General features: G+C 34.0%; 19 protein-coding genes. 3 read left to right on the top strand and 16 right to left on the bottom strand.

Features of this window, described 5'->3' with window-relative positions:
• Window positions 1–160: 160 nt before the first annotated feature.
• The 11 genes from ACX9TM_RS11705 to ACX9TM_RS11655 form a co-directional block, all read right to left on the bottom strand.
• Window positions 161–2,011 (bottom strand): hypothetical protein, encoded by a 1,851-nt coding sequence (locus tag ACX9TM_RS11705; protein WP_001178729.1) that lies wholly within the window; start codon window positions 2,009–2,011, stop codon window positions 161–163.
• Window positions 2,001–3,818, bottom strand: coding sequence for a DUF8727 domain-containing protein (locus ACX9TM_RS11700; RefSeq protein WP_000766187.1), 1,818 nt, complete (start codon window positions 3,816–3,818; stop codon window positions 2,001–2,003). Before ACX9TM_RS11700 ends, ACX9TM_RS11705 begins: the two co-directional genes overlap by 11 nt.
• Before the next feature lie 105 nt (window positions 3,819–3,923).
• Entirely contained in the window at window positions 3,924–4,184 is a 261-nt protein-coding gene (locus tag ACX9TM_RS11695; protein ID WP_000391445.1) for a hypothetical protein, read from the bottom strand.
• A gap of 77 nt (window positions 4,185–4,261) precedes the next feature.
• Window positions 4,262–5,689 (bottom strand): basic amino acid/polyamine antiporter, encoded by a 1,428-nt coding sequence (locus ACX9TM_RS11690; protein WP_000129444.1) that lies wholly within the window; start codon window positions 5,687–5,689, stop codon window positions 4,262–4,264.
• Window positions 5,690–5,902: 213 nt separating this feature from the next.
• A complete protein-coding gene (locus tag ACX9TM_RS11685; RefSeq protein WP_000181014.1) occupies window positions 5,903–7,414 on the bottom strand; it encodes an ABC transporter permease/substrate-binding protein in 1,512 nt (503 codons plus the stop codon).
• Between the two features lie 3 nt (window positions 7,415–7,417).
• Window positions 7,418–8,365 carry an ABC transporter ATP-binding protein gene (locus tag ACX9TM_RS11680; protein ID WP_000614089.1) on the bottom strand — a complete coding sequence of 316 codons (948 nt, stop codon included), beginning with the start codon at window positions 8,363–8,365 and terminating at the stop codon, window positions 7,418–7,420.
• 100 nt (window positions 8,366–8,465) lie between these two features.
• Window positions 8,466–9,023 carry a YdcF family protein gene (locus ACX9TM_RS11675; protein WP_001045715.1) on the bottom strand — a complete coding sequence of 186 codons (558 nt, stop codon included), beginning with the start codon at window positions 9,021–9,023 and terminating at the stop codon, window positions 8,466–8,468.
• Window positions 9,024–9,086: 63 nt separating this feature from the next.
• Window positions 9,087–10,316, bottom strand: coding sequence for an MFS transporter (locus ACX9TM_RS11670; protein ID WP_000097166.1), 1,230 nt, complete (start codon window positions 10,314–10,316; stop codon window positions 9,087–9,089).
• 1 nt (window position 10,317) lies between these two features.
• Window positions 10,318–10,854, bottom strand: a complete 537-nt coding sequence (locus ACX9TM_RS11665) for an NADPH-dependent FMN reductase (RefSeq protein ID WP_000780355.1) — start codon at window positions 10,852–10,854, stop codon at window positions 10,318–10,320.
• Window positions 10,855–10,998: 144 nt separating this feature from the next.
• On the bottom strand, window positions 10,999–12,153 hold the full coding sequence (locus tag ACX9TM_RS11660; RefSeq protein ID WP_000420428.1) for a CgeB family protein: 1,155 nt from the start codon (window positions 12,151–12,153) through the stop codon (window positions 10,999–11,001).
• Between the two features lie 34 nt (window positions 12,154–12,187).
• Window positions 12,188–13,408 carry a glycosyltransferase gene (locus tag ACX9TM_RS11655; RefSeq protein ID WP_000526219.1) on the bottom strand — a complete coding sequence of 407 codons (1,221 nt, stop codon included), beginning with the start codon at window positions 13,406–13,408 and terminating at the stop codon, window positions 12,188–12,190.
• 225 nt (window positions 13,409–13,633) lie between these two features.
• Between ACX9TM_RS11655 and ACX9TM_RS11650 the strand changes: the two genes are divergently transcribed.
• The gene (locus tag ACX9TM_RS11650; RefSeq protein ID WP_000888158.1) at window positions 13,634–14,311 is read left to right on the top strand and encodes a DUF2711 domain-containing protein; all 678 of its coding nucleotides are present in this window, start codon (window positions 13,634–13,636) and stop codon (window positions 14,309–14,311) included.
• A gap of 68 nt (window positions 14,312–14,379) precedes the next feature.
• On the opposite strand, the gene gnd is transcribed toward ACX9TM_RS11650, so the two are convergent.
• From gnd to gntK, 3 genes are read right to left on the bottom strand one after another with little or no spacing between them, the layout of a single operon-like run.
• The gene (gene gnd / locus ACX9TM_RS11645) at window positions 14,380–15,276 is read right to left on the bottom strand and encodes a phosphogluconate dehydrogenase (NAD(+)-dependent, decarboxylating) (protein ID WP_000765995.1); all 897 of its coding nucleotides are present in this window, start codon (window positions 15,274–15,276) and stop codon (window positions 14,380–14,382) included.
• An 18-nt stretch (window positions 15,277–15,294) separates the two neighbouring features.
• The gene (locus ACX9TM_RS11640; RefSeq protein WP_000260208.1) at window positions 15,295–16,644 is read right to left on the bottom strand and encodes a GntP family permease; all 1,350 of its coding nucleotides are present in this window, start codon (window positions 16,642–16,644) and stop codon (window positions 15,295–15,297) included.
• Window positions 16,645–16,658: 14 nt separating this feature from the next.
• Window positions 16,659–18,197, bottom strand: a complete 1,539-nt coding sequence (gene gntK, locus ACX9TM_RS11635) for a gluconokinase (RefSeq protein WP_000450003.1) — start codon at window positions 18,195–18,197, stop codon at window positions 16,659–16,661.
• A gap of 560 nt (window positions 18,198–18,757) precedes the next feature.
• On the opposite strand from gntK, the gene ACX9TM_RS11630 reads away from it, so the two are divergent.
• Together ACX9TM_RS11630 and ACX9TM_RS11625 are read left to right on the top strand one after the other, a co-directional pair.
• The gene (locus ACX9TM_RS11630; protein ID WP_000932683.1) at window positions 18,758–19,660 is read left to right on the top strand and encodes an ABC transporter permease subunit; all 903 of its coding nucleotides are present in this window, start codon (window positions 18,758–18,760) and stop codon (window positions 19,658–19,660) included.
• Window positions 19,657–20,676, top strand: coding sequence for an ABC transporter permease (locus tag ACX9TM_RS11625; protein WP_000836565.1), 1,020 nt, complete (start codon window positions 19,657–19,659; stop codon window positions 20,674–20,676). Before ACX9TM_RS11630 ends, ACX9TM_RS11625 begins: the two co-directional genes overlap by 4 nt.
• Before the next feature lie 150 nt (window positions 20,677–20,826).
• Here ACX9TM_RS11625 and adhP read toward each other — a convergent pair whose 3' ends face one another.
• Window positions 20,827–21,864 carry an alcohol dehydrogenase AdhP gene (adhP, locus tag ACX9TM_RS11620; protein ID WP_000649120.1) on the bottom strand — a complete coding sequence of 346 codons (1,038 nt, stop codon included), beginning with the start codon at window positions 21,862–21,864 and terminating at the stop codon, window positions 20,827–20,829.
• Between the two features lie 293 nt (window positions 21,865–22,157).
• Entirely contained in the window at window positions 22,158–23,021 is an 864-nt protein-coding gene (locus ACX9TM_RS11615) for a PhzF family phenazine biosynthesis protein (RefSeq protein WP_000704350.1), read from the bottom strand.
• Window positions 23,022–23,039: the final 18 nt, after the last annotated feature.

The following is a 23,039-nucleotide window of genomic DNA, read 5'->3' as shown; positions in this document are numbered from 1 at the left end:
ATGAATTAGATTCCAATTTAATCGACTTTTATCCCGCGCTCACATTCCTTTTAATAACACATTTGTAGCACTTTTCAAATCTAAATTACACTACGTTTCTTTCCATACAGCATATAATTCTTCTTAATCTAAAGAAATCCTTTATGAAAAAGGATTTCTTTTACTTCTTAATGCTTTTTAGCCATTTTTCAAAAATTTGTACCATCCCATGTTTTCCAGCTAATTTCTCTTCCCCTTGTTTCGTCTTATATGGATATAACTGCAAGAAAACACCGCATCCAGACTCAATTTTTTTACTATGCATATGGCTTCCTGGATATACACAAATGACTTCATAAATTGACCTTCGATAATAGACTCGCTTTCCATCCTGTTCTTCTACATACTTTATAGACCAGTACTTATACATTTGCTCAGTTGCTTTCGTATTTCCGACGTGCTGAAAAATATTGTACATTGGACTATACTTCACTTCAATAATAATAGAAGATTTATATACGTATTTCCCATCTTCTTTTACATAACAGTCTAAGCGAATATCTGGCTTCTTCGTATCCTCACCATTGTAAAAATTACTACCTTTACTTAATGCAATAAGAGGATGTGTTTCAATTAAGTCATTAAATGCGACATGCACCTTTATATCATCTCGTTCTAAAACTACTGTCGTTCCATCTTGTAATCCATCTACATAAAAATGTTCTTGTATTTGTTCACGGATGGAGTTTCTAGCCTCAAAACCAATTTGCTCTAAAAGTGAAATAACGATAAAAAAAGCGTAATATTCATACACTAAAAACGTTGGCTTATAAACAAATAATAATGATGGAGATTGATCCGTATATTGCGGGAGTACTTCTAAATGATGTAGTAATTGTTGATGTGGTATCGGTAAATCATGTAAGTTCATGTTACTTGTTTCAGTAACTTCCCTCCAAAATGAAGAGTGCATTAACATTTGAAAGTATTGTACATTTTCATGCACAATATGCGCCAATATTTTATATTCTTGTATTTTCATTGAGCTCTTTCGTAAATCGGCTTCTTTTAGTAAATGTATATTTTTATATTTTTGCTTCTCTCTATCGGTTACTGATCCATTACGCTCAATTGTTTGTATAATCGTTTTTACAGCTTGAAACTCTTCTGATTTTTTCTTTTTTTCTCTTTCTAATATTTCAATTGTTTGACGTAAAAAACTTTTAGCTTCAATTAAATAATGATAAAATTGCATCGCTTTATATTTAAGAAATGCATTTTCCTTACTATTTTTTTGTTCCATAAACTTACGATTATAATGTTTGGCATAAGGTTTTCGTTCTGCCACTATAGTTCCTTTTCTTGTTGGCTTTCGCTCTTTTCCTTCCCATTTATATTCATTTATAAATTTTGAGCTTGATTCTATTTTCTTAAAGATTTGCTTTATCATTTTCATTTTTTGCGGTAACTTTCTAAGTAACACTAAATAAGAAGAATCCTCAATATCGCTAAGTGCAGAGAAGGTTTTTTTATAGTAACCTCTATCCAAAATCAACTCATTTAAAATTGACTTCACATAGTCTTGAATCATTTCAAATTGATCATCAAAAAAGTTTTTCGGTACGATTTGAAATGCGCCATAATACGTTGTATCTTCTATACGCACTTCAAAATGGTATAGACCACAGCGCCATGGATAAAAGAATTCTGTTTTCCCGTGTTCATATATTAATACTCTTTGTTTTTTTTCATTTATTTCATATTGAGCCTCTTTTATATTTTTCTGTCCCTCATATACTTTATTCCATATAAAAGTAATATTCATTGGGATTTCATAATTGTACTGCAATCTTATTGGTTTTAATTCTTGTACTTTATAAATACATTGAACTAATGCTGTAGTAGATGTACAAAGACGATTTAATAAAATATAATCTCCTTTCCCCTCATTTCCAATGATTAACTTTAATACAAAAGGGAGCGTTTCATTCGTATCAACGATTTTTGTTTCATAACGCCCTTCATTTTGCATATCCATACAACTCCAGTTCTCTACGTTTTTCTCGTATATATGCTAAAGAGTGTTCAAATGTAGATACTCTGTTTGCAAGTGTAGATTGCAAAAGAGGTACTAAGGTCGCCCCCCTTTTTGCTTCTTCAGAAAGTAAAGGCCCAACCATCATTTCGGTCCCTCTGATTTTCGTCAATACACGCTGCTTTATTTGTAAATCAAACCCCTCTTCTCTACTAATCATATAGGTATGGTTATTTTGAAACGGTATGTTTTGCAAATAAGTCGCAATTGCATTTGCACATCGGAAAGAAATTCCCTTAGACGCGTCATGTGATGACAATACGACATGCAACTTATCTAATAGCTCTAATTCTTCTTCAGAAAACACTTCAATCATCGCTTTATTTCTCATCCAATTTATCCGAAATTCTCCAGCCGTTACTTTCAAAGGTGGATGTAATACGACTTTCCCCTGTTCCATGCCCATCTCACAAAACGGAATTTTCTGTAACGTTATTAGGTTCGTTCGGTCTAATAATCGATCAGAGAGCTCTTTCGTTGTTTCATCAAAATTTACAGTACCTACAAATATAATATTTTCTCCAATTTCAATTGTTGATGGAATTGAATTCTCTATGTCCTGTACACCCTCATACAAGTTTAAAATACGATTTTTTGTTTCAAGTTCAAGAACAGATAGAAACGGAGTAAACCAATGCTCAATATGAGACATGTTCATTTCATCAAAAACGATTATATACAGTTGATTTGGATTTTCTTTCGCCTTCATTAACGTCCTAACTAACTTCGCTTCAGATTCAATAAAAGTACCATTTGGATGAAGGTAACCAAGTAAATCATGTGGTTCTTGATACGATGGCGAAATTGGAATCCAAACCAACTCTTCCCCATACTGTAACCCTAATGCTTCTGCATAAGTTTGCACAAAACGTGATTTCCCAACGCCCGGTATACCACCAAGAATCGTTAACATATTTGTTTTTACACTTATATGGAAATTATAAATATCCGTTTCATCCAAATATAACCCTTTATTATGCACCATACTTTGTACATACTGTAAAAAGGACGATTCACGCTCATCCCATTCCCATTCATCTTTTTGTATTTTTATATCCTCTACTTCAACTAGCTTACCTTCTTCATGCATTCGTTTTTTTAATTGCTCATATACATAATCACTTACAAAATATAATTGATCTTCTACCGCTATTTCTACATACTTCGTCCAGTCACTGCAGTTTATATATTTACATTCACGTTTCTGTTCAAAATAGGCGATTGAGCTAATTGATGACTTTAGGGATATGTTTCCGTACAGTCTTCCATCGTGCCACAATAATTCGGGAGGCTCAAAGTCTTTCGGAAATTTTGGCATAAGAAATGATAAATAACCGTTGCTAAGTTTTCGCTCTAAAGATTCTCTTTTTTTATGATTTGTAACTTTAGGTGCCGGAATCATTTTATAGCTGCTTGCTATTTCTTTCGGTTCTTCTGTACATATTAACTCCACGTATACATTTCCTCTTTCATAATAAAGACGAAACATTACTAATTGCTTTTCTAATTTCCTCTTCTTTAATTCCGAAAAGATTTTTTCATTCTTTTTATTGCTACATAACCCTTCAAATACATATGGTTCATTTGTAAATTGTTCCTGTAAAGTGAATGGTATTGGCGATAAGCAGTGTACAAAGAAATTCTCTCCACTCTTCTCTTTCTCAGCTTTTGTAAATTTCCCTAAAAATCTCATATAGTACATTCGTTTTATAAAACTTGGCTGAAGAGCTTTATGTAATTTCACCTTAGTCACCTTCTTTTTTCATACTATTCTTAGTGTATGAAAGAAACGAAAAACTAGAAATAAAAAACCTGACGTTATCCGCCAGGTTCAAAATAAAAACTTATATTAATGAGAAGGAAATGCTTTTTTCTCTTGTAAAATTGCATTATGAGCAATTTTCATTTTCGCAAGTACGTAACGTAATCGATCTTCAGCGTTTTCATCTTTACTTATTTGTAATTCCGCCAAATTTTCAACAGAACTTGCTAAATTTTCAATGACTCCTCTTAGTTCAGGATGATGATTAAAAAAAGATTCTTGCACTAATACTTTCCTTAACTCACTAGCTAAATCAATTATTCTAGACAACTGTTCTTTTTCTTCCATTCTCATCCCTCCTGAATATCTTATGTAGTAAATATTCTCTAAACAAAGAAAAAAGCCCTTTAAATGAAAAGGACTTTTTACATTTTTATATTTCCAGTTAATAACATATATATTGATGTGATAGCCGCAACAATAATTGCCCACATCACATACTTCTCTGCACCTACAAAGCAACGGTTCCCTTGTTCTTTTCTTGCAAACGTGTAAACAATAATTCCAATTCCATACACAATTGAAACGAGTAGTAAATTCTTTAAACCAGCTGCATAAAGAAGCCATACAGAGTAAATAGAAGCAATTAAAGCTAACGCTCCATTTTTTAATTTAGCGTCTTTTAGTTCGTTTGTAATGACTAATTTAAATTGGAATAACGCTGATAATAAATATGGTAATAAAATTGATGTTGATGCAATGAAATACATAATTTGATATGTTGATTCCGAAAACAAAACGATGATAAATATAATTTGGGCAACACCATTTGAAATCCATAATGCCATGTGCGGTGTTTGCTTCTTATTTGTTTTCGTAAAGACTTTCGGAAATACGCCATCTTTTCCTGCTACATGAGAAATTTCAGAAACAAGTAAAAACCAGCCAATTAATGTACCGACAAGTGAAGCAACTAATCCGATGTTAATCGCAACTGCACCCCATGGACCAACAACGTGCTCTAATACATGTCCCATGGACGGAGTTTCTAACACAGAAAGTTCGCCTCTTGTCATAGCTCCCATTGACAGGACAGAAATTAAAATATAAATGGACATTACTAAAATAAGTCCCAATACTGTTGCCTTACCAACATCTCGACTATTCTTCGCTCTTCCAGATAATACAACCGCTCCTTCAACTCCAATGAAAACCCAAAGTGTTACAAGCATTGTATTTTTCACTTGACCAAGTATAGCGGAAAGTGAGATCGTTCCTTCTCCCCAAAAATCATGTGTAAATGTGTCCCAGCGAAAGGCTGTTACCATTACAACAATAAATAAAACGATTGGAACTAACTTCCCTATTGTTGCGATCACATTCATAATAGAAGCTTCACGGATTCCAAATAAAATTAAAAAATGAAGTGTCCATAATAAAAGTGATGCCCCAACGATAGACGCAACATTATTTCCTCCTTTGAAAATTGGAAAGAAATAACCTAATGTACTAAACAGTAACATAATTGTTGCGACATTACCTAAGATTCCTGCTAGCCAATATCCCCAAGCACTATTAAATCCAATATATTCACCGAAACCAGCACGTGCATAACTATAAATTCCACCTTCAAGTTCCGGTTTTTGTCTTGCTAACGTTTGATATACGAGCGCAAGTGGAATCATTCCCATCGCTGTAATACACCAGCCAATTATTATTGCACCACTGTTTGCTCCTACTGCTAAATCATGCGGTAAACTAAAAACACCGCCACCAACCATTGTTCCAACTACTAATGCGATTAATGGAAAAAATCCTAACTTCTTTTCTATTTGTACCACCCCATCTGTCATTCTAGGTGTTATGTTCGTTCAACTATTAAAGTCACCTTTTTCTCTAATAGACGTTTCTCTTATATTTTTTCAGGAAAACATTACTTATTCTAAAAGAAAATGAGCAAAAATGGAATACTTTTTTGAAAAAATGTATAAGTATGCACAAAAAAACCGCTCATTTTGTAATGAACGGTCATTTCAAACATATAAATTTGTATATTTCTTGTAAATTTAACGAAGTAACTTCTCTTTTTGTAAAAATTGTTTTGCGACTTCTTCACTACTTTTACCATTTACGTTAACTTCATAATTCATTTTTCGCATTTCTTCATCTGTAATCTTTCCAGATAATTTATTTAATACCTTTTCAAGTTCGGGATATTTCTGTAACGTTTCTTTTCTTAATAATGGTGCTCCTTGATAAGGTGGGAATAACCCTTTATCATCTTTCAGCACTTTCAGTCCGTATTGCTCCAATTCACTATCTGTTGAATATGCATCAATTACGTTAACATCTCCAGATTCAATTGCGCTATAACGCAGCTTCGGCTCCATCGTTTTAACATTCGAGAACTTATAGTTATATAATTTTTGCATTCCTTTATAACCATCTTCACGATCAGCAAATTCCAATGTAAATCCTACTTTGGCTTCCTGTGCAACATTCCCTAAATCAGAAATTGTATTTATATTCTTTTGATCTGCTATTTTTTTCGGCATAGCTAGTGCATATGTATTGTTATACTCCATTGGCTTCAACATAATCATATTATATTTCTTTTCCATTCCAATGCGAGCCTGCTCATATACTTCATCACGATTTGTACTCTTTGGTTCTTCTTTCACGAAAGTAGATAAAGCTGTTCCTGAAAATTCTGGATATATATCTACTTCCCCTGATTTCAACGCTTCAAATACAAATGCTGTTTTTCCAAGACCTGGTTTTAATTGTACGTGTAAATCTGTATCTTGTTCAATAAGCTGCTTATACATTTGAATTAAAATTTCAGGTTCTGATCCAAGTTTGCCCGCAATAACAATATCTTTCTTTTCTGTACTCCAAAGAAATGGAGAAGCAATCATTATACAAACAATACATATCGTCAATATAACACGCTTAGAAGAGCGTTTCGGTCGTTCAAGTATGCGAAGTACTATATCAAAGAATAAAGCGAGTAACGCGGCTGGTACGGCCCCTAAAATGATAAGTGCATGATCATTTCGATCTATACCTAATAGTATAAGCTTACCGAGCCCACCAGCACCAATGAGAGCTGCTAATGTAGCCGTTCCAACAATTAATACCATCGCTGTACGAATACCGGCCATAATGATAGGCAATGCAAGAGGAAGTTCTACCTTCCACAATCTTCTCCAACTATTCATCCCCATAGCTTTCGCGGCTTCTATTAGAGATTCATCTAATTCCCTTATTCCTGTATATGTATTTCGTAAAATAGGTAATAGTGCATACACAACTAATGCGATAATCGCTGGAAGTTTTCCGATTCCTACTAATGGAATTAATAGTCCGAGTAATGCAAGTGATGGCACTGTCTGCATTACTGCAGAAGTTCCTATTATAAATTCAGCCATTCGTTCTTTTCTTGTTAATAAGATGCCAAGTGGCACCGCTATAATTACTGCAAAAAATAATGAAATAAGCGATATTTGTAAATGCTCACTTAATGCAGTTAGTAATTCTATTTTTCGTTCTTGGAACGTTTGTATAAAATTAGTCACTGTTTAGCCTCTTTCCTTCATTTGTTCAACAATGTAATTGACAATATGACGACTTGTTAACGCTCCAATATATTGACCGTTTTTTTCAACTGGAACGACCTCCTCATCACGCACACGAACTAACGCTTCTTGTAAAGAAGAATGTAATGATAGCGCCTGCCCTTCTAATTGCACACTTTGATCAAGCGGCAATACATCTGCTATACTTTTCCCCTGATACCAAGTTCGTCCGCGATTTCCAATAAACTCCTCTACAAATTCATTTTTCGGATTATGTATAATTCCTTCTGGTGTATCTAGTTGAACAACTTTTCCTTCTTTCATAATACAAATGCGATCTCCAAGTGATAATGCTTCTTGCATATCATGTGTTACAAATACGATTGTTTTTTGAATCTTTTTTTGCAACTGTACAATATCCTTCTGAAGCTGTTCCCTACTTAATGGATCTAACGCACTAAATGGTTCATCCATAAGAACGATTTTCGGGTTTGCAGCTAATGCTCGCACGACACCGACACGTTGTTTTTGTCCTCCTGACAATTCATGAGGCATACGATTTCGATAAATACCCGGATCTAATCCAACCATATGTAACAATTCATCGACGCGTGCTTTAATTTCTTTTTTGCTCCATTGCCTCATTTCAGGAACAATTGCAATATTTTCAGCAATTGTCATATGAGGAAACAAAGCAATCTGTTGCAACACGTATCCTATATCCCAACGTAATTCATTTATATTATATTGTTGAATATCTTTTCCATCGATTAAAAGCGATCCTTCAGTCGTTTCGATTAAACGATTAATCATCTTCATTGTCGTTGTTTTACCGCATCCACTCGGACCGATGAGAACAAAAAATTCTCCCTTTTTAATTTCTAAATGCAATGAATCCACTGCTTTCGTGCCATCTTCATACGATTTTGACACATGATTAAATTGAATCACAAATACAACTCCTTTAATGTTGTTTCCTTTATTTTGATGGAATATGGCATTCATTTCAAATGATACGCTTTTAAATTAAAAAAGAGCTCACATTTGAGCTCTAACGGTCGAACAATATTGTTTTCATAATAGCAGCATATTCGCGAACATACATTTTTCTCTTAGAACGAATTGGTGTTTCAGCAGCTAGTGCCTCCATCTTCATGCCTAAACGCTTTGCAATTATTTTCGTTCGATATAAATGATACGTATTACTTACAACTACTGCATGTTTCACATTATATAAATCCATACTAAACTTTAAGTTTTCATACGTATTTGTAGATTGATCTTCTATTAAAATACGACTCTCATCTATACCGTGTACCATTAAATAGTTTCTCATGCTGTGAGCTTCCGGTATATCTTCATCTTCTCCTTGACCACCTGAAACAATTACTTTCGCTTCAGGATGGGAAAATAAATACTCCACCGCTACATCCAAACGATTTTGAAGAGATAAAGACGGTCTATCTCCAAATAACTTTGCACCCAGTATAAGAACGTACGGAGAGTGATAGCTCAACTTTTCACGAGCAACTTTGTTCATTCTAAACGTCATATAAATGATGTATAGTGGCGGTAATAATAAAATGATAAGAAAGATCCATTTGTTCATAAATAAGTTTGCACTCCCTTTCTTTTTATTATACAGAAAAAGAAAGGGCGGCAGAAGTGTTTTTTAAACGATTGATTTATTAGAAACATTCGCCGCTACTTTACGTTGTGATAGTACATAATAAATAGCGATTCCTAATGAGAAGATCAATATGCAGCTTAATACGTAAAACGGAAGCATTACTCCGGCTTTAGATACACCCGCTGTAAACAGCATTAATAATACAATTCGTATTCCAGTACCAATTAGGCGAAATAAGCTGTCTACACGTCCCATTACTTCGTTTGGAATTTCCTCCATCATCAATACATTTCTCGCCACTCTTGTACCCGCATTTCCAACTGCATGAAAAACTGCAAGTCCATATAAGAAAATTACGGAAGGTTCAATAATCATTGCGGTAATTGAAATTACATAAATGAACATCGTCATAACGATTGAAACTTCTGTTTTTACATATTTCATTATGAGTGGAATACAGATTCCTGCAACAACCGCTCCGACACCGTACATCGTGCCCTCTATTGCGTATACAGAGGCATTGGCTTTAAGTATATCCGAAATATAAACTGGTATTAAATAATTTGCCATCATAACACCTATAAACGGCATATAAGTGGCCAGTAAGAACCAAAAGAGCTTAGGACGTTTTTTCATAAAGTGAATTCCTTCAAACAATTGCTTCTTAAATGTTATTTTTCTTTTCACTTCTTTTTTCTTTACGTACGGTATACATAAGAAAAGAAAAAATGCTCCAGCAAAAGTTAACATGTCTACTAACAAAATCCACTTCAAAGATACAATTTCAATTAAGAAGCTCGCAGCCGCTCCAGAAATAACTTGTGTTAACTGTCCTTGTATTTCCATCGTTCCACTTAAACTTTTATAATGTTCTGCTTGAAATATCTCTTGGTTGAACGCAAATATTGTAGGATAAAACAATAAATAGTAGAATGATCCGGCTATATAAATAAGAATATAGTGAATAGAATGATAAGGTTGCCCAGCAAATCCCCATATAACCATTATTCCGATTACGGCTATTCCGATTCCTTCGTTACATAGCAATAAAGATTTTCTTGAAAAACGATCAATACTTTGCCCAATGAATGGTGTTAATAAAAACATAATGAGGGTTGCAATGATAGAAACATAACCAAATGTTGTCTCTCCTCCACTCTCTTTAATTAACAGCCAAGGAATCGTTATCATAACAATTCCGGAACCAATAGCAGATAGACTATTGGCTCCTAGAATGTAATACAAGCGAGAATCATGATAAAGTGAGGACATATCATTCCACTCCTAGTTGTTTTTTCACCTCTTTATATACGCTCATATATGCTTTTAATTCTTTAACTACATCATGAATTAATGGTTTTGCATCTTCTCCAAGTTCACCATCTTGCACATGTAATCCATCAAGCACAACTTGTTTTGGAATTGCATTTGCATAAACACCTCTAGCGACCGTTCGCATGCTGTTTAATGCATTTATTCCACCTTTACCGCCACCAGCAACCGCTAACAATGCAACTGGTTTATGAATAAATTCACTACTACTTAAGTAATCTAAAGAGTTTTTCAGCGCACCGCTCATCGCATTATGATATTCTGGTGTACATAATACAACCCCATCCGCAGCTTTCACTAACGTTTTTAATTTTTTTACTGCCTCTAAATCACGTTGTGACTCTTCTCCATTGTATAAAGGTAACTCCTCAATTGCTAAATCATATAATTCCCCTTCAAATTGATCCGCAATATATTTTGCCACCACACGAGTTCGACCAAATTTTCTTGGTGTACCGTTAATAACGACTAGTTTCATGATTATTTCTCCCCTTTGTTTTCAAGTTCTACTTATATATTATCAGAAATTTCTATACAAAACACAATATAAAGAGTTAACTTGTTTCATAAAATAGTATGATAAACAAAAAAGAACTCATACTTTCGTATGAGTTTTGTACAATTACTTTGTTTCATCTCTCATGCTCAATGTACCTAAACTTTCATTTGCTTCAAAATGATTATATGCTTTTTCCGCTAATCTTTTCCGTTCTTCTGGTAATTCTATATATTTCATTACGTTTTCAATTATTTTTTCGTACGGAGTAAACACAATTCCTGGCCACTCTACCTCATCTTCTGGATTACTATTTTCGGAAATAATAAATTTCTTATTTGCGACTGCATAAGACACGCGAGGTGTTTCAAGAATTCCTGATAAATAAAAATGAATATTTAATATAATTTTAGCTCTAGCAATCAATTCATTTCTAACAATTCCCCACGCATTATTTTTAAAAACTATATTTAAATTCGGGGCAATCGCTTTTAGATGATCAAAAATAGCTTGTCGCCTCGGATTAAGAGCACCTATAAACAGAATATCAATATCTTCAATAATTTCATCTTCAAACGCATCTTTTTTTATTTCCAAAGTTGGAGCATAGTTCATTTCTACATGTTTTATTTCTTTTCCTACCCCTTTTTGTTTAAGCCATTCTATATTTTGTTTACTATAATCCCAAATCACTCTATCTTTTAATAATATTAAATAAAGGGGGTGCGCATATGGACTTCCTTCGTATAGCTGTTCTAAATTATAAACAATTGCATCTTTCGGAAGAAGGTTCGGGTTATATGCATATGTATGTGCTCCAAAAACAACTGTATTCTTTACATTTTCCAGTATTGTTTCTGATATAATTACTGTATTTCCCTCCTGCTCCAACCTCCACTTTAAAGCTCGCGCAATATCTATGAAACTACCGTATGTCTTTGGGCATATAAAAAGACAATAATCATATTCTTTATTCAAATAAACTTCCATTAATCTTAAATTATTTTTATATAGATCTACATCCGGATGTTTAAGTACCAACTCATTTGCATGTTTTCTTGCTACTTTATATAATCCAGCATAATAAGCAGCGATGCATCTTCTTAATTCGATTCTTTCCCGGTCCTCATCTAATACATCCATGTTTAAAAGAAGATTTGCGATACAATACGCTTTTAAATGATCACGATCATAATAATAGTCTAGTAGTGGCATCAATTCTTCATACGTATTTCCATGCACCGATTCTCCTAGTTCAATCGCCCATCGTATTAATTCCATGATTACTCCACTACTCCTTTAATCGAAAATGTATTTAATAAAATTTCGCATTATTCTCTACTATATTTGCTATATGAAATGGAATCTTTTCTTTTATCGATTCCAAATACTTTTGCGACACCGCCCCTAAATGTTTTTTATGAGGTATATAGAAAGCACTAATAGAAATTTCATAGTCAAATAAGTAATCATACACATGATAATCTACAAATAGTAGATCATCCTTTGGAAAAGGAATTTCCTTCCCTTGCAGAGCATACATCAAAGCAATATTGTTTTGAGATCGTAATCGATACAACCTTGCAAGTTGGTATAATGGTTCAGCCCGGGTTGGTCTATATTCCCAAGCTTTTTGAAAATAAAAAACAGCTAACGCTAAATATTGCTCTTCTTGCCCTTTAACAGTTTCTTTTTCATCAGCATCTGTCACTTCATTTTGTTTATTTGCTGAACGATTTGCTAACTGCTCATAACAAAATCCTATTCGCAATAACGAATAGAATACCTCTTCAACCCATCCTCCTGCTTCCACACGTTTTTTATACCATTTAATTGAATTCTCAAATTGACTTAAATGAAAATAAGTCTGAGCTAAATAAAATAAATATCTTATATGCAAATCTGGCGTTGTTTCTGGGTCGTTTATTCCCTGTAACAACAACCTCTCATCTCTTTCAAATTTATCAGCTTTGCTCCCGCCATCTCCGGGATCATTCACGACAAGAGTCTCTAACCGAGCTACCCTCGTATTGTAATTCGCTCCAACTTTTGAACGATCTATATCCCAATACTCATGAGTAACACCGACAGATTTCCATGGTAAAGAAGCTTTTAAAAGACGTGTAAGCCAATATTTAATATGAACATCATATTGTAATGTAAGATAATGATCTTCCGTTAAGCTCGTTTTATCGAAATTCGGATCAACCTCTAAAATCATATCCGCATCTAATATTAATAAATAATCTGCTTCTGGGTATGTTTTTTGCGCTAACGAAACAGCTAAGCTTCTGTTATAACCAAAGTTTTTAAACGGCTCATGATGAACCGTCCCAGGTATCTCATTTTCCTTACACCAATTTTCAATAATTTCAGGCGTATTATCCGTCGATCCAGTATCACAAATAGAAACAAAGTCTACAATTGATTTTGTTGCATTTAAACATCTTTCCATAATTCTAGACTCATTTTTAACGATCATACAAAGACATAACTTTTTTTCTTCCTTTACAGACTTCACTTGCTCATTTCCCATTTAACCACCTCATATTTTATTAACACGCTCTTCTCATATGTAACAACATTTCTTAGCTATACTGATGACATAAGCACCCTTTTACTATTTATGAAAACTTCATTTTATTTATTCTTACTTTTATGTTGGGACATATTTCATGCTTCGCTTTATATTTGATACAATCAATACAAAAAACATAATACGGGAATCCGTACATTTCAAAGTCTAAGAGGAGGTTATATTTTGTTGGATTACATTTGGCTAGATGACAAATCACCAATTTTAGAACAACTACCAAGAAACTTTAAATCTGCAGCTATATTGCTATATCCTTTTATCCAAATGCCTTTAGAATGGGAAAAGTCTGTGAGAAAAAGACCATATGAGCACATCTATCCTAGCGCTGAAGAAATCATTTATAATGGGAAATCCGTTTCTTGGAAGGAAATGATGTCTTGTAGTGGATTACATTCATACGCAGACCTAGCAATGGCCATGTTGACTTCCATTAGTGCCCTTTCAGAAGAATATAAAAGAGAGGATTTAGCTGAAAAGCTACATTCAAACTTAAAAAAAGATCTTTATTATCCAACAGAAGATTATACGTCTATATTTTTATTACACAAATTACTTAAACTCCTCGGTTCTAAAGGTGCAAAAAATCTATATTTCTCTGAACCAATTCTTGATACAAACGGATTATTACAGGTAAATAATACTACTCCATTAGATATTTGGGACATTAGCAATAATGAGTTAATTATTACTGGCGAAGATAATGAGTATGCGTTTATGAGTATATACGATTCCTTTACAACCTTATTATTAGCTAAAGAAGAAAATATAGAATATATTGTTCATTCAATGAACGTCGAAGCTATCATTTGTGACAAAAAAACGATGATTGATTGGTATTTTTAAATTAGTAATTTCTTAAACTATAAAAAAGAAACTTGCGCTTATACACAAGTTTCTTTTTAAAAACATCCTTATTTTTTCACAACTTCATGTCCACCGAACTGATTACGTAATGCTGAAACTACTTTTCCATGGAATGTATCATCTTCCTGAGAACGATAGCGCATAAATAATGACATAGCGATAACTGGTGCTGCAGCTTGAAGTTCAAGTGCAGTTTCAACAGTCCATTTTCCTTCTCCTGAAGAGTTCATTACACCTTTAATGCCATCTAGTTTCGGATCTTCTGCAAATGCTTTTTCAGTTAAGTCCATTAACCAACCACGGATAACTGATCCGTTAGCCCATACTTTTGCAACATCTTCATAATTGAAATCAAAGTCACTCTTATCTAGTACTTCAAATCCTTCAGCGATTGCTTGCATCATGCCGTACTCAATACCGTTATGAACCATTTTCAAGAAATGACCACTACCAACACGGCCAGCATAAGAATAGCCATTTTCTACTGCTAAATCTTTAAATAAAGGTTCTAATTGGTCGTAAATTTCTTTTTCTCCACCAACCATTAAGCAAGCACCGTATCTAGCTCCTTCTACACCGCCTGATGTACCGATATCTACATAATGTAATCCGAAGCTTTTTGCTTCTTCAGCACGGCGTAACGTATCTTTATAGAATGAATTTCCGCCTTCAATAACGATATCACCTTCATCTAATAATGGATATACATCTTTTAGTACTGACTCTACAACTTCTCCTGCAGGCACCATTACCCAAATTGTACGAGGAGCTTCTAGTTCAGCAATCATTTCTTTTAATGTATGACGTGCAGTAATTCCTAGTTTTCCTGCCTTTTCAACAAGCTCTTTATTTACATCGTATACAACTACTTCATGCTTGTCTTCATATAAGTGTTCAGCTAATGGAAATCCCATTTTTCCTAATCCAATTAAACCTAGTTTCATATTAATCAATCTCCTATTCTATACAAATATATTTAATATCGAAATTAGCCCAAGTGCTACTACAGATAATATAGTCTCCATTGCAGTCCATGTTAATAATGTTTCTTTCACAGTCATTCCGAAATACTCTTTAATCATCCAAAATCCTGAATCATTCACGTGTGATAAAATTAATGACCCTGCACCAGTTGCAAGTGCTAATAATTCAACATTTACACCTGGTGTGCTTGCTGCAATCGGCGCAACAATACCAGCTGCTGTCATCATAGAAACAGTTGCCGATCCAGTTGCAATTCGGATTAGTGCCGCAATTCCCCACCCTAATAATATCGGTGAAATATGTGATTCTTTCGCCATATCTGCAATTGTCGTTCCAATTCCAGAATCTAATAATACTTTATTAAATGCGCCGCCTGCACCAATCACTAACAATATGTTTGCAATAGGTCCAAGGCAATCATTTGTAAATTGTAACACTTTATCTTTTGAGAAACCTTTTGCATATCCAAGACTAAAGAAAGAGTAAATGGTTGCAATTAATAAAGCCACAATCGGATCTCCAATAAAGTGTAATACTTGTGCTAGTTGACTCGTTTTATTTAATGCAACTTCTGCTATTGATGCACCAAGCATAAGAAATACTGGAAGTAAAATTGTAAACAATGTATTCCAAAAGCTAGGAAGCTCTTTTTTATTATCTTTTTCAACAAATTGCTCCGCTATATCTAATGGTACTTCCTTATGTATACGAGCACCAATCCATTTCCCGTAAAGTGGACCTGAAATAATTGCAGTTGGAAGTCCGACAATTAACGCATATAAAATTGTCTTCCCCACATCTGCTTTAAAAATACCAACTGCCGCCATTGCCGCTGGATGCGGTGGAACAAGTCCGTGTACGACTGACAGTCCTGCTACTAGCGGAATACCAATTGTAATAAGTGATACCCCAGTTTCTAACGCAATTGTAAATACTAACGGAATTAATAGTACAAATCCAACTTGGAAAAATACCGGAATCCCTACTAAAAATGCAACGAACATCATCGCCCAGTGAACTCGTTTCTTCCCAAAACGATTAATTAATGTGTTAGCGATACGTTCAGCACCACCAGATTCGGCCATCATTTTTCCAAGCATCGTTCCTAGTGCTAAAACTATTGCTAAAAACCCTAATGTATTACCAAGCCCTAGTTTAATAGAATCAATAATCCCTGGATCTTTTGGTGAAGTTCCAATTAAAGGCATTCCCATTGCTAATCCTACACCAATTGCTGTTAAAATTAATGCGACAAATGGATGCCATTTTACTACCGTAATAAGTAAAAGTAGTATGACAACTGCCGCTAGTACGATCCCAACTACCATTTCTCCCAATCCCCCTATTGTTTACGTTGGAAAGCAGCTATACAATCAAATTCTTCTTTCAAGCGATTGTAAAGTCGTTCATACATATAAAACATTTCTAAATATATAGCCGTATTTTCTTTATTCGGTACATGGTGATGGACAATATCAATCCAATCCTTTACCTCTTCAAGAGAATCAATTTTTCCTACAGCATATAAAGCAACTGCCGCTGCCCCAAGCGCAGATGCTTCATGACTTTCAGGTACAAGCAATTCTTTTCCCATCATATCGGACAACATTTGTCTCCAAAATGCAGATTTTGCAAACCCTCCTGAAACTCGTATTTCAGTAAGTGGCCCTGTACAATCCCTGATTGCGAGTGCTACTGAATATACACTCATACAAACACCTTCCATCACTGCACGTATAAAATGTTCTCGCTTATGTTGAAGATTGATTCCAAAGAATGTACCACGAGCATTTGCATTCCAGTAAGGTGCGCGTTCTCCAGATAAGAAAGGTAAGAACAATAGCCCATCCGCTCCAGCTGGTACGCTTTCTGCATATTTAATTAATAAATCATAAGGATCAATGCCGAGCTTTCTTGCTACTTCTTGCTCTGGACTACCAAATTCATCACGTAACCATCTCAGTAATATTCCGCCGTTATTCGTTGGACCACCGATTACCCAGTGCTCATCTGTTAATGCGTAACAAAACGTTCTCCCTTTCTCATCTGTATTTATATTTGATGAGATTGTTCGAACCGCACCACTCGTTCCAATCGTAATTGCAGCCGCACCCGGTGATATCGCACCAACTCCTACATTTGCAAGAACCCCATCACTTGCTCCGATGACAATTGGTGTTTCTGCACTTATCCCCATCTTCTGTGCTAACTCTGGCTTCATACCTGATAAAATATATGTAGTTGGTACAGGGGTTGATAATTTTTCTGATGACATATGTAACATAGTTAAAACATCTTCATCCCAGTTTAATGTTTCTAAATTAAATAACCCTGTAGCAGAAGCAATCGAATAATCAACTACGTAGCGTGAAAATAATTGGTAAATCACATACTCTTTAATGGAAATGAATTTATAGGCACTTGTATATAACTCTGGTTCCTCTTCTTTCATCCATAACAATTTAGAAAGTGGTGACATCGGATGAATCGGTGTACCTGTACGTCTATAAATTTCATGCCCATTCATTTGTTGTAATAATTTTTCTGATTGCTTCGTACTTCGATTATCTGCCCAAATGATAGAACGCGTTAATGGCGCACCATTTTCATCTACTGCAATTAATGCGTGCATAGCTGTACTAATACCGATTGAAGAAATATCTTCTGGTAATACATTACCTTTTTCAATGGCAACGCTTACACTTTTGTATACAGCGGCACATATTACATCAGGATCTTGCTCAGCCCATCCTACATTCGGTTGAATAATTGGGTAATCGATTGCATGTGATGCAATGACTTTTCCTTTTTCTGTGAACACAACCGTTTTTGTACTTGTGGTACCGATATCAATCCCGATTACTCTCCCCCTTGTTTCCATGCGAATCTTCCCTTCATTACTAGCAAAATACGATTTAGTAAACCGTTTACATGAATTAGTATATAAAATATTTTTTCATTTATCAAGTTATAAAAAGAAAATTTTTTTCATACCAAAAATAAATCCCCTCATTCCATTTCACTTATATACTAAATTTAGCTTTTCCATGCGGTAAAATTACGTTATATTCGTTACGCAATACACTCTTTCCTCTCATTAACAACACATACATAATCCTCCATACGTTCTACTTATTTGCTTGAAGAAAAAGTTGAAAAGCAATATTCATTTTTAGCGGTCACGTAACATCACCATCAAGCCAAGAAAAGTAACTAACCGCAGAATGAGAATTCTGTGCATTTTACTCATATTTATTGTTTTAGGTTCACTAGTCTTTTATCTTGATAAACATAGAGCGTGGCCCCCTACTATCACTTTTTTATCTTGTAAATATATCTTGCATACTATAAAACCGAAAAGTATTTTTATTTTTCAGAAAAATAAAAACAATAACACGAAATTTATTGTATAATGTTGTAAAAAGATGTCGGAGGGATTTAATGTTAAATAAAATATCTCAATTCACAATTAAGCTTTCATCAATTCTTTTATCACTCTTACTATTATTAAATTTACCTTATTTATTTATCACTCAACAAGGATTTACCTTTCAACCAATTTATTTTTTTAATCAGACCGTTACTATGTTAAAACAAGTTTTTTCCCCTGAATCATTAGTGATTATAGGATCAGACCCGAAGTTTGGCCATTTCAAAAAAACACCATTATTTCCAACTGTTTTAGAACCTTACCTATATTCATTTACTATATTATTTTTAGCCTTTTTTCTTGCTCTCTTTTTATCATCTAGCATGGCATTTTTTTATTTTTTAGCAAAAGATTATATAAAAAAATGGATAAACCGAATTGTGTTCATATTAGAAGCTGTCCCTGATATGATGATGATGATCTGTTTGCAAATATTTTTCATATGGGTACTTCAGAAATTTGGGGAATCTCCTGTCACTATTATTTCCTTTAATGAAAATCGAGCTTATTTACTCCCTATTTTATCATTAGCTGTCTTACCTACATTACAAATGTTTCGGATGATGGTGTTATACATAAAAGAAGAGCAAGGAAAACATTACGTAGAGGTTGCATATGGAAAAGGCCTTTCATCAAGTTATATACTATGCATTCATTTATTCAAAAATATATCTATCCACTTCTTCCACCATTTAAAAACGATTTTTGTTTTCTTACTTTCTAATTTATTCATTTTAGAATTTGTTTTTAATATGGAAGGCATTATTCAATTTTTATTTAATAAGGCGTTTGTTTCACCTCCAGCTGCATTTATCATACTTGTTATGATTATTTTACCATTTTATGCTATTTTCCAAATAGTCTCATTCATGATGAATAGATGGAAAAAGCAATTGAAAGGAGTATCATTATGAAATCTATTTGGAAATCAAAACGCTTTTTAATCGGCTTTACTTATCTATTCATACTTATTTCAGCTAGTTTTATTTATAGTTGGTTCTTTAAAGATAACATCCCAAAACCTCCTCAGTTACTTTACAATGACAATAACGAATTACTTGGAAAGGCCCCCTTTCCGCCATCGTTAATTCCACCTTTTGGATCTGATCGTTTTGGAGAGTCTGTTTTCTTACAAATTGTAGAAGGAGCAAAATTCACTATTTTATTAGCCATGGCAATTAGCTTCTTTCGAATTTTATGCGGAACATGTATAGGAATCCTCTTAAGTTTATTTGCTCCAAAACTCAAGAGATTTTTCCAGTCATGCTCAGAAGTTTTTTATTACATTCCAACTCTATTTATCGCATTCATACTCATCACGCCCGTTAATATTATAATCACATCAAATGCTGATGGGGTAGATCCAAATATTTCATTTACGTTTTATCAAGTACTCGTACTTATTTTCGTCGCTCTGCCTACACTTTCTTTATACATATCCTCAGAGGTTGATGAATTTATGAAACAAGATTACATCTTAAGTTCACAATTACTGGGGGCTAGTCGTTTTCATATTATAAAAAAACACTTACGAGTCTTATTACTTGACCGCTTATTTGTATTATTTATGGAACATATCGTCCAAACACTCATACTCGTTATCCATTTAGCGTTGCTTAACATTGTAATTGGCGGCATACAAATGCGTGAACTCTATGACGGAGTGCTCAAACCTGTTTCTCTATCTAATGATTGGGCAGGTCTTATTGGATTAAATCGTAATGAAATGAATCTTTCATGGTGGATTATTTTTTATACTCTCGCTTCATTCTTTATTACGATTCTATTTATTAAGCTTATGACCATCGGGATTCAAGATGCACTGAAAGCAAGAGATTCGCAAATTGTAGCAATTCAAAACGTTCCAGATCATAAAAAATTTGTTAAACATAAAGATTCCTTTTCGTTTGCAAATAAAGTAAACCTTTAATCATTTCTCATTAATGAAGTATTAATTGGCATCGATATTAGTAGAAAATAAAGAAGATGATCCCTATTAAATACAGGGATCATCTTCTTATGCTGTCTAACTTTTTTACATGTCCTTTGCTAGACTCATGTTTTTTATATTTAAAGTGAATTATTTGCAATCACAATTATGTTTTTTAAAATCAATTACCATACGCCCTTGAATTCTACCTTGTTCCATTTCTTCGAATACATTTTGTACTTTATCTAGCGAACAAGTTTGAACAACCGGCACTACTTTTCCTTCTGCCCCAAACATAAACGCCTCTTCCAAATCTTTACGAGTACCAACTAGAGAACCAACTACTTCAATTCCATCCAGTACAAGTCGTGGGATGTTTAAGTCCATTGTTTCTACTGGTAGCCCTACTGCAACTACTTTACCGCAAGCACGTACTGCATCAACTGCTGAGTTAAAGGCTACTTTAGAGACTGCTGTTACTACCGCAGCATAAGCGCCACCAAACTTCTCTTGCACAATTTTATCAGCAGGACCTTGAGAAATTGGATTGATAGTCATATCAGCACCAACTTCTTTCGCTAAGGCTAATTTATCGTCATTAATGTCTACTGCGATTACCTTTGCACCAAATACATTTTTAGCATATTGGATAGCTAAGTTACCTAATCCACCGCAGCCATAGATTACAATAGGTTGACTAGGTTTAATATCTGATACTTTAATAGCTTTATATGTAGTTACACCAGCACAAGTAATTGATGATGCTTGAGCAGGATCTAATCCTTCTGGTACTTTTACCGCATAATCAGCTGTAACGATACATTGTTCAGCCATACCACCATCCACTGAATAACCAGCGTTTTTAACTTCACGGCAAAATGTTTCTCTACCAGTTACGCAATATTCACAACGTCCACAAGATTGGAACATCCATGCAATACTTACACGGTCACCTATCTTTAGTGAAGTAACATCATCAGCTATTTTCGTAACAATACCTACACCCTCATGACCAAGAATACGGCCATCAGTGTTACCAAAATCATGATTCGCAACGTGTAAATCAGTGTGGCAAACTCCACAATACTCTACATCTACTAACGCTTCACCTGAGTGTAACGGACGTAATTCTTTTTCAATCACTTCGATGTTTGCTTTGCTGTTTTTATTAACCACTACTGCTTTCATATGTGATCTCCCCTTTAGTGTTTTAGCATTTTAATGAGTTTATCTCACAACTACTTTCTTCACTACTTTGGCTAGTTATTGTACCAAATTTAAGTGTTCAATCATCATTACATCTTCATCATAACATGACACTTCATAAACAATTTGTGAAATTATGAACAATATTTGAATTATTACATAAATCGGTCTTTATTTTAAATTTTTAAAAATGAGAGTTTATCACTGACTATAAGTAAGTCATACATTTCTAAAAGAAAATAAAGTAACAAACTTCTCATCGATAAAAAAGCTCTTCACTCAATATTTTCTATATTTAAACACTTAGTTTCACAGTAATAGCCTTTGCCACCAACATAAACTTTTTCTATTTTATTCTTGCTATTGGTTGCTAATTTAACTAATATTTCGGAAGGCGAGTGTAAAGAATAACCTTGTTCAAATACATAGACTTCTTTTTGCAAATAGTGCTGTTCATAAAGATAGCAAGCTAATGCACCGTTTGAAGTTCCAGTCGCTGCTTCTTCATTAATGTCGTATAGTGGAGCAAAATTTCTGCATATAATTCGATTGTCATTAAAAGTATATAAATGCATCCCGACAACATTATAATACTTGCTGATTTCTTTAATTTTTTCAAAATTAGGTTGCAGTGCATGTAATTGTATTTCGCTTTTTATAGGAATTAAAATATCTTTTAAGCCAGTGGAGACAATTTGAATTGGGTATTTATTGTCTATATCTTTACTATCAAAACAGTCGATGAACTCGTTTGGAGATACAACATCATAGAATCTCGGTTTATTTTGTTCCATGAATATGATGTCATCTTTTATAGTGATAGTAAGAACACCGCTGTTCGTTTCAATCGTATAGCGATTCCTGAAAAGTTTATTTAAATACATCAGTATCGCGAAAGAGCCAATTGTGGCATGACCACATAAATCAACTTCTTCTTTTGGAGTAAAATACTCAAATTTATAATCAGCAATTTCAGATTCTGATATAAATGCGGTTTCCGCATAACCCAGTTGTTTGGCTATTTCGATTTTTTGAGTAGTGGTCAATGTATTTGTATTCTCAATAAATACCACTCCTGCTTTATTTCCGCCTTTATGCTCCTTGCTAAATGCACTTGCAACATAAACAGATATTTTCATAAGACATCTTCCTCACTT

The organism is Bacillus sp. LH1, from assembly GCF_057924895.1.
The sequence above is the reverse complement of the archived record's forward strand: the minus strand, read 5'-3'. Positions and strand labels throughout refer to the sequence as shown.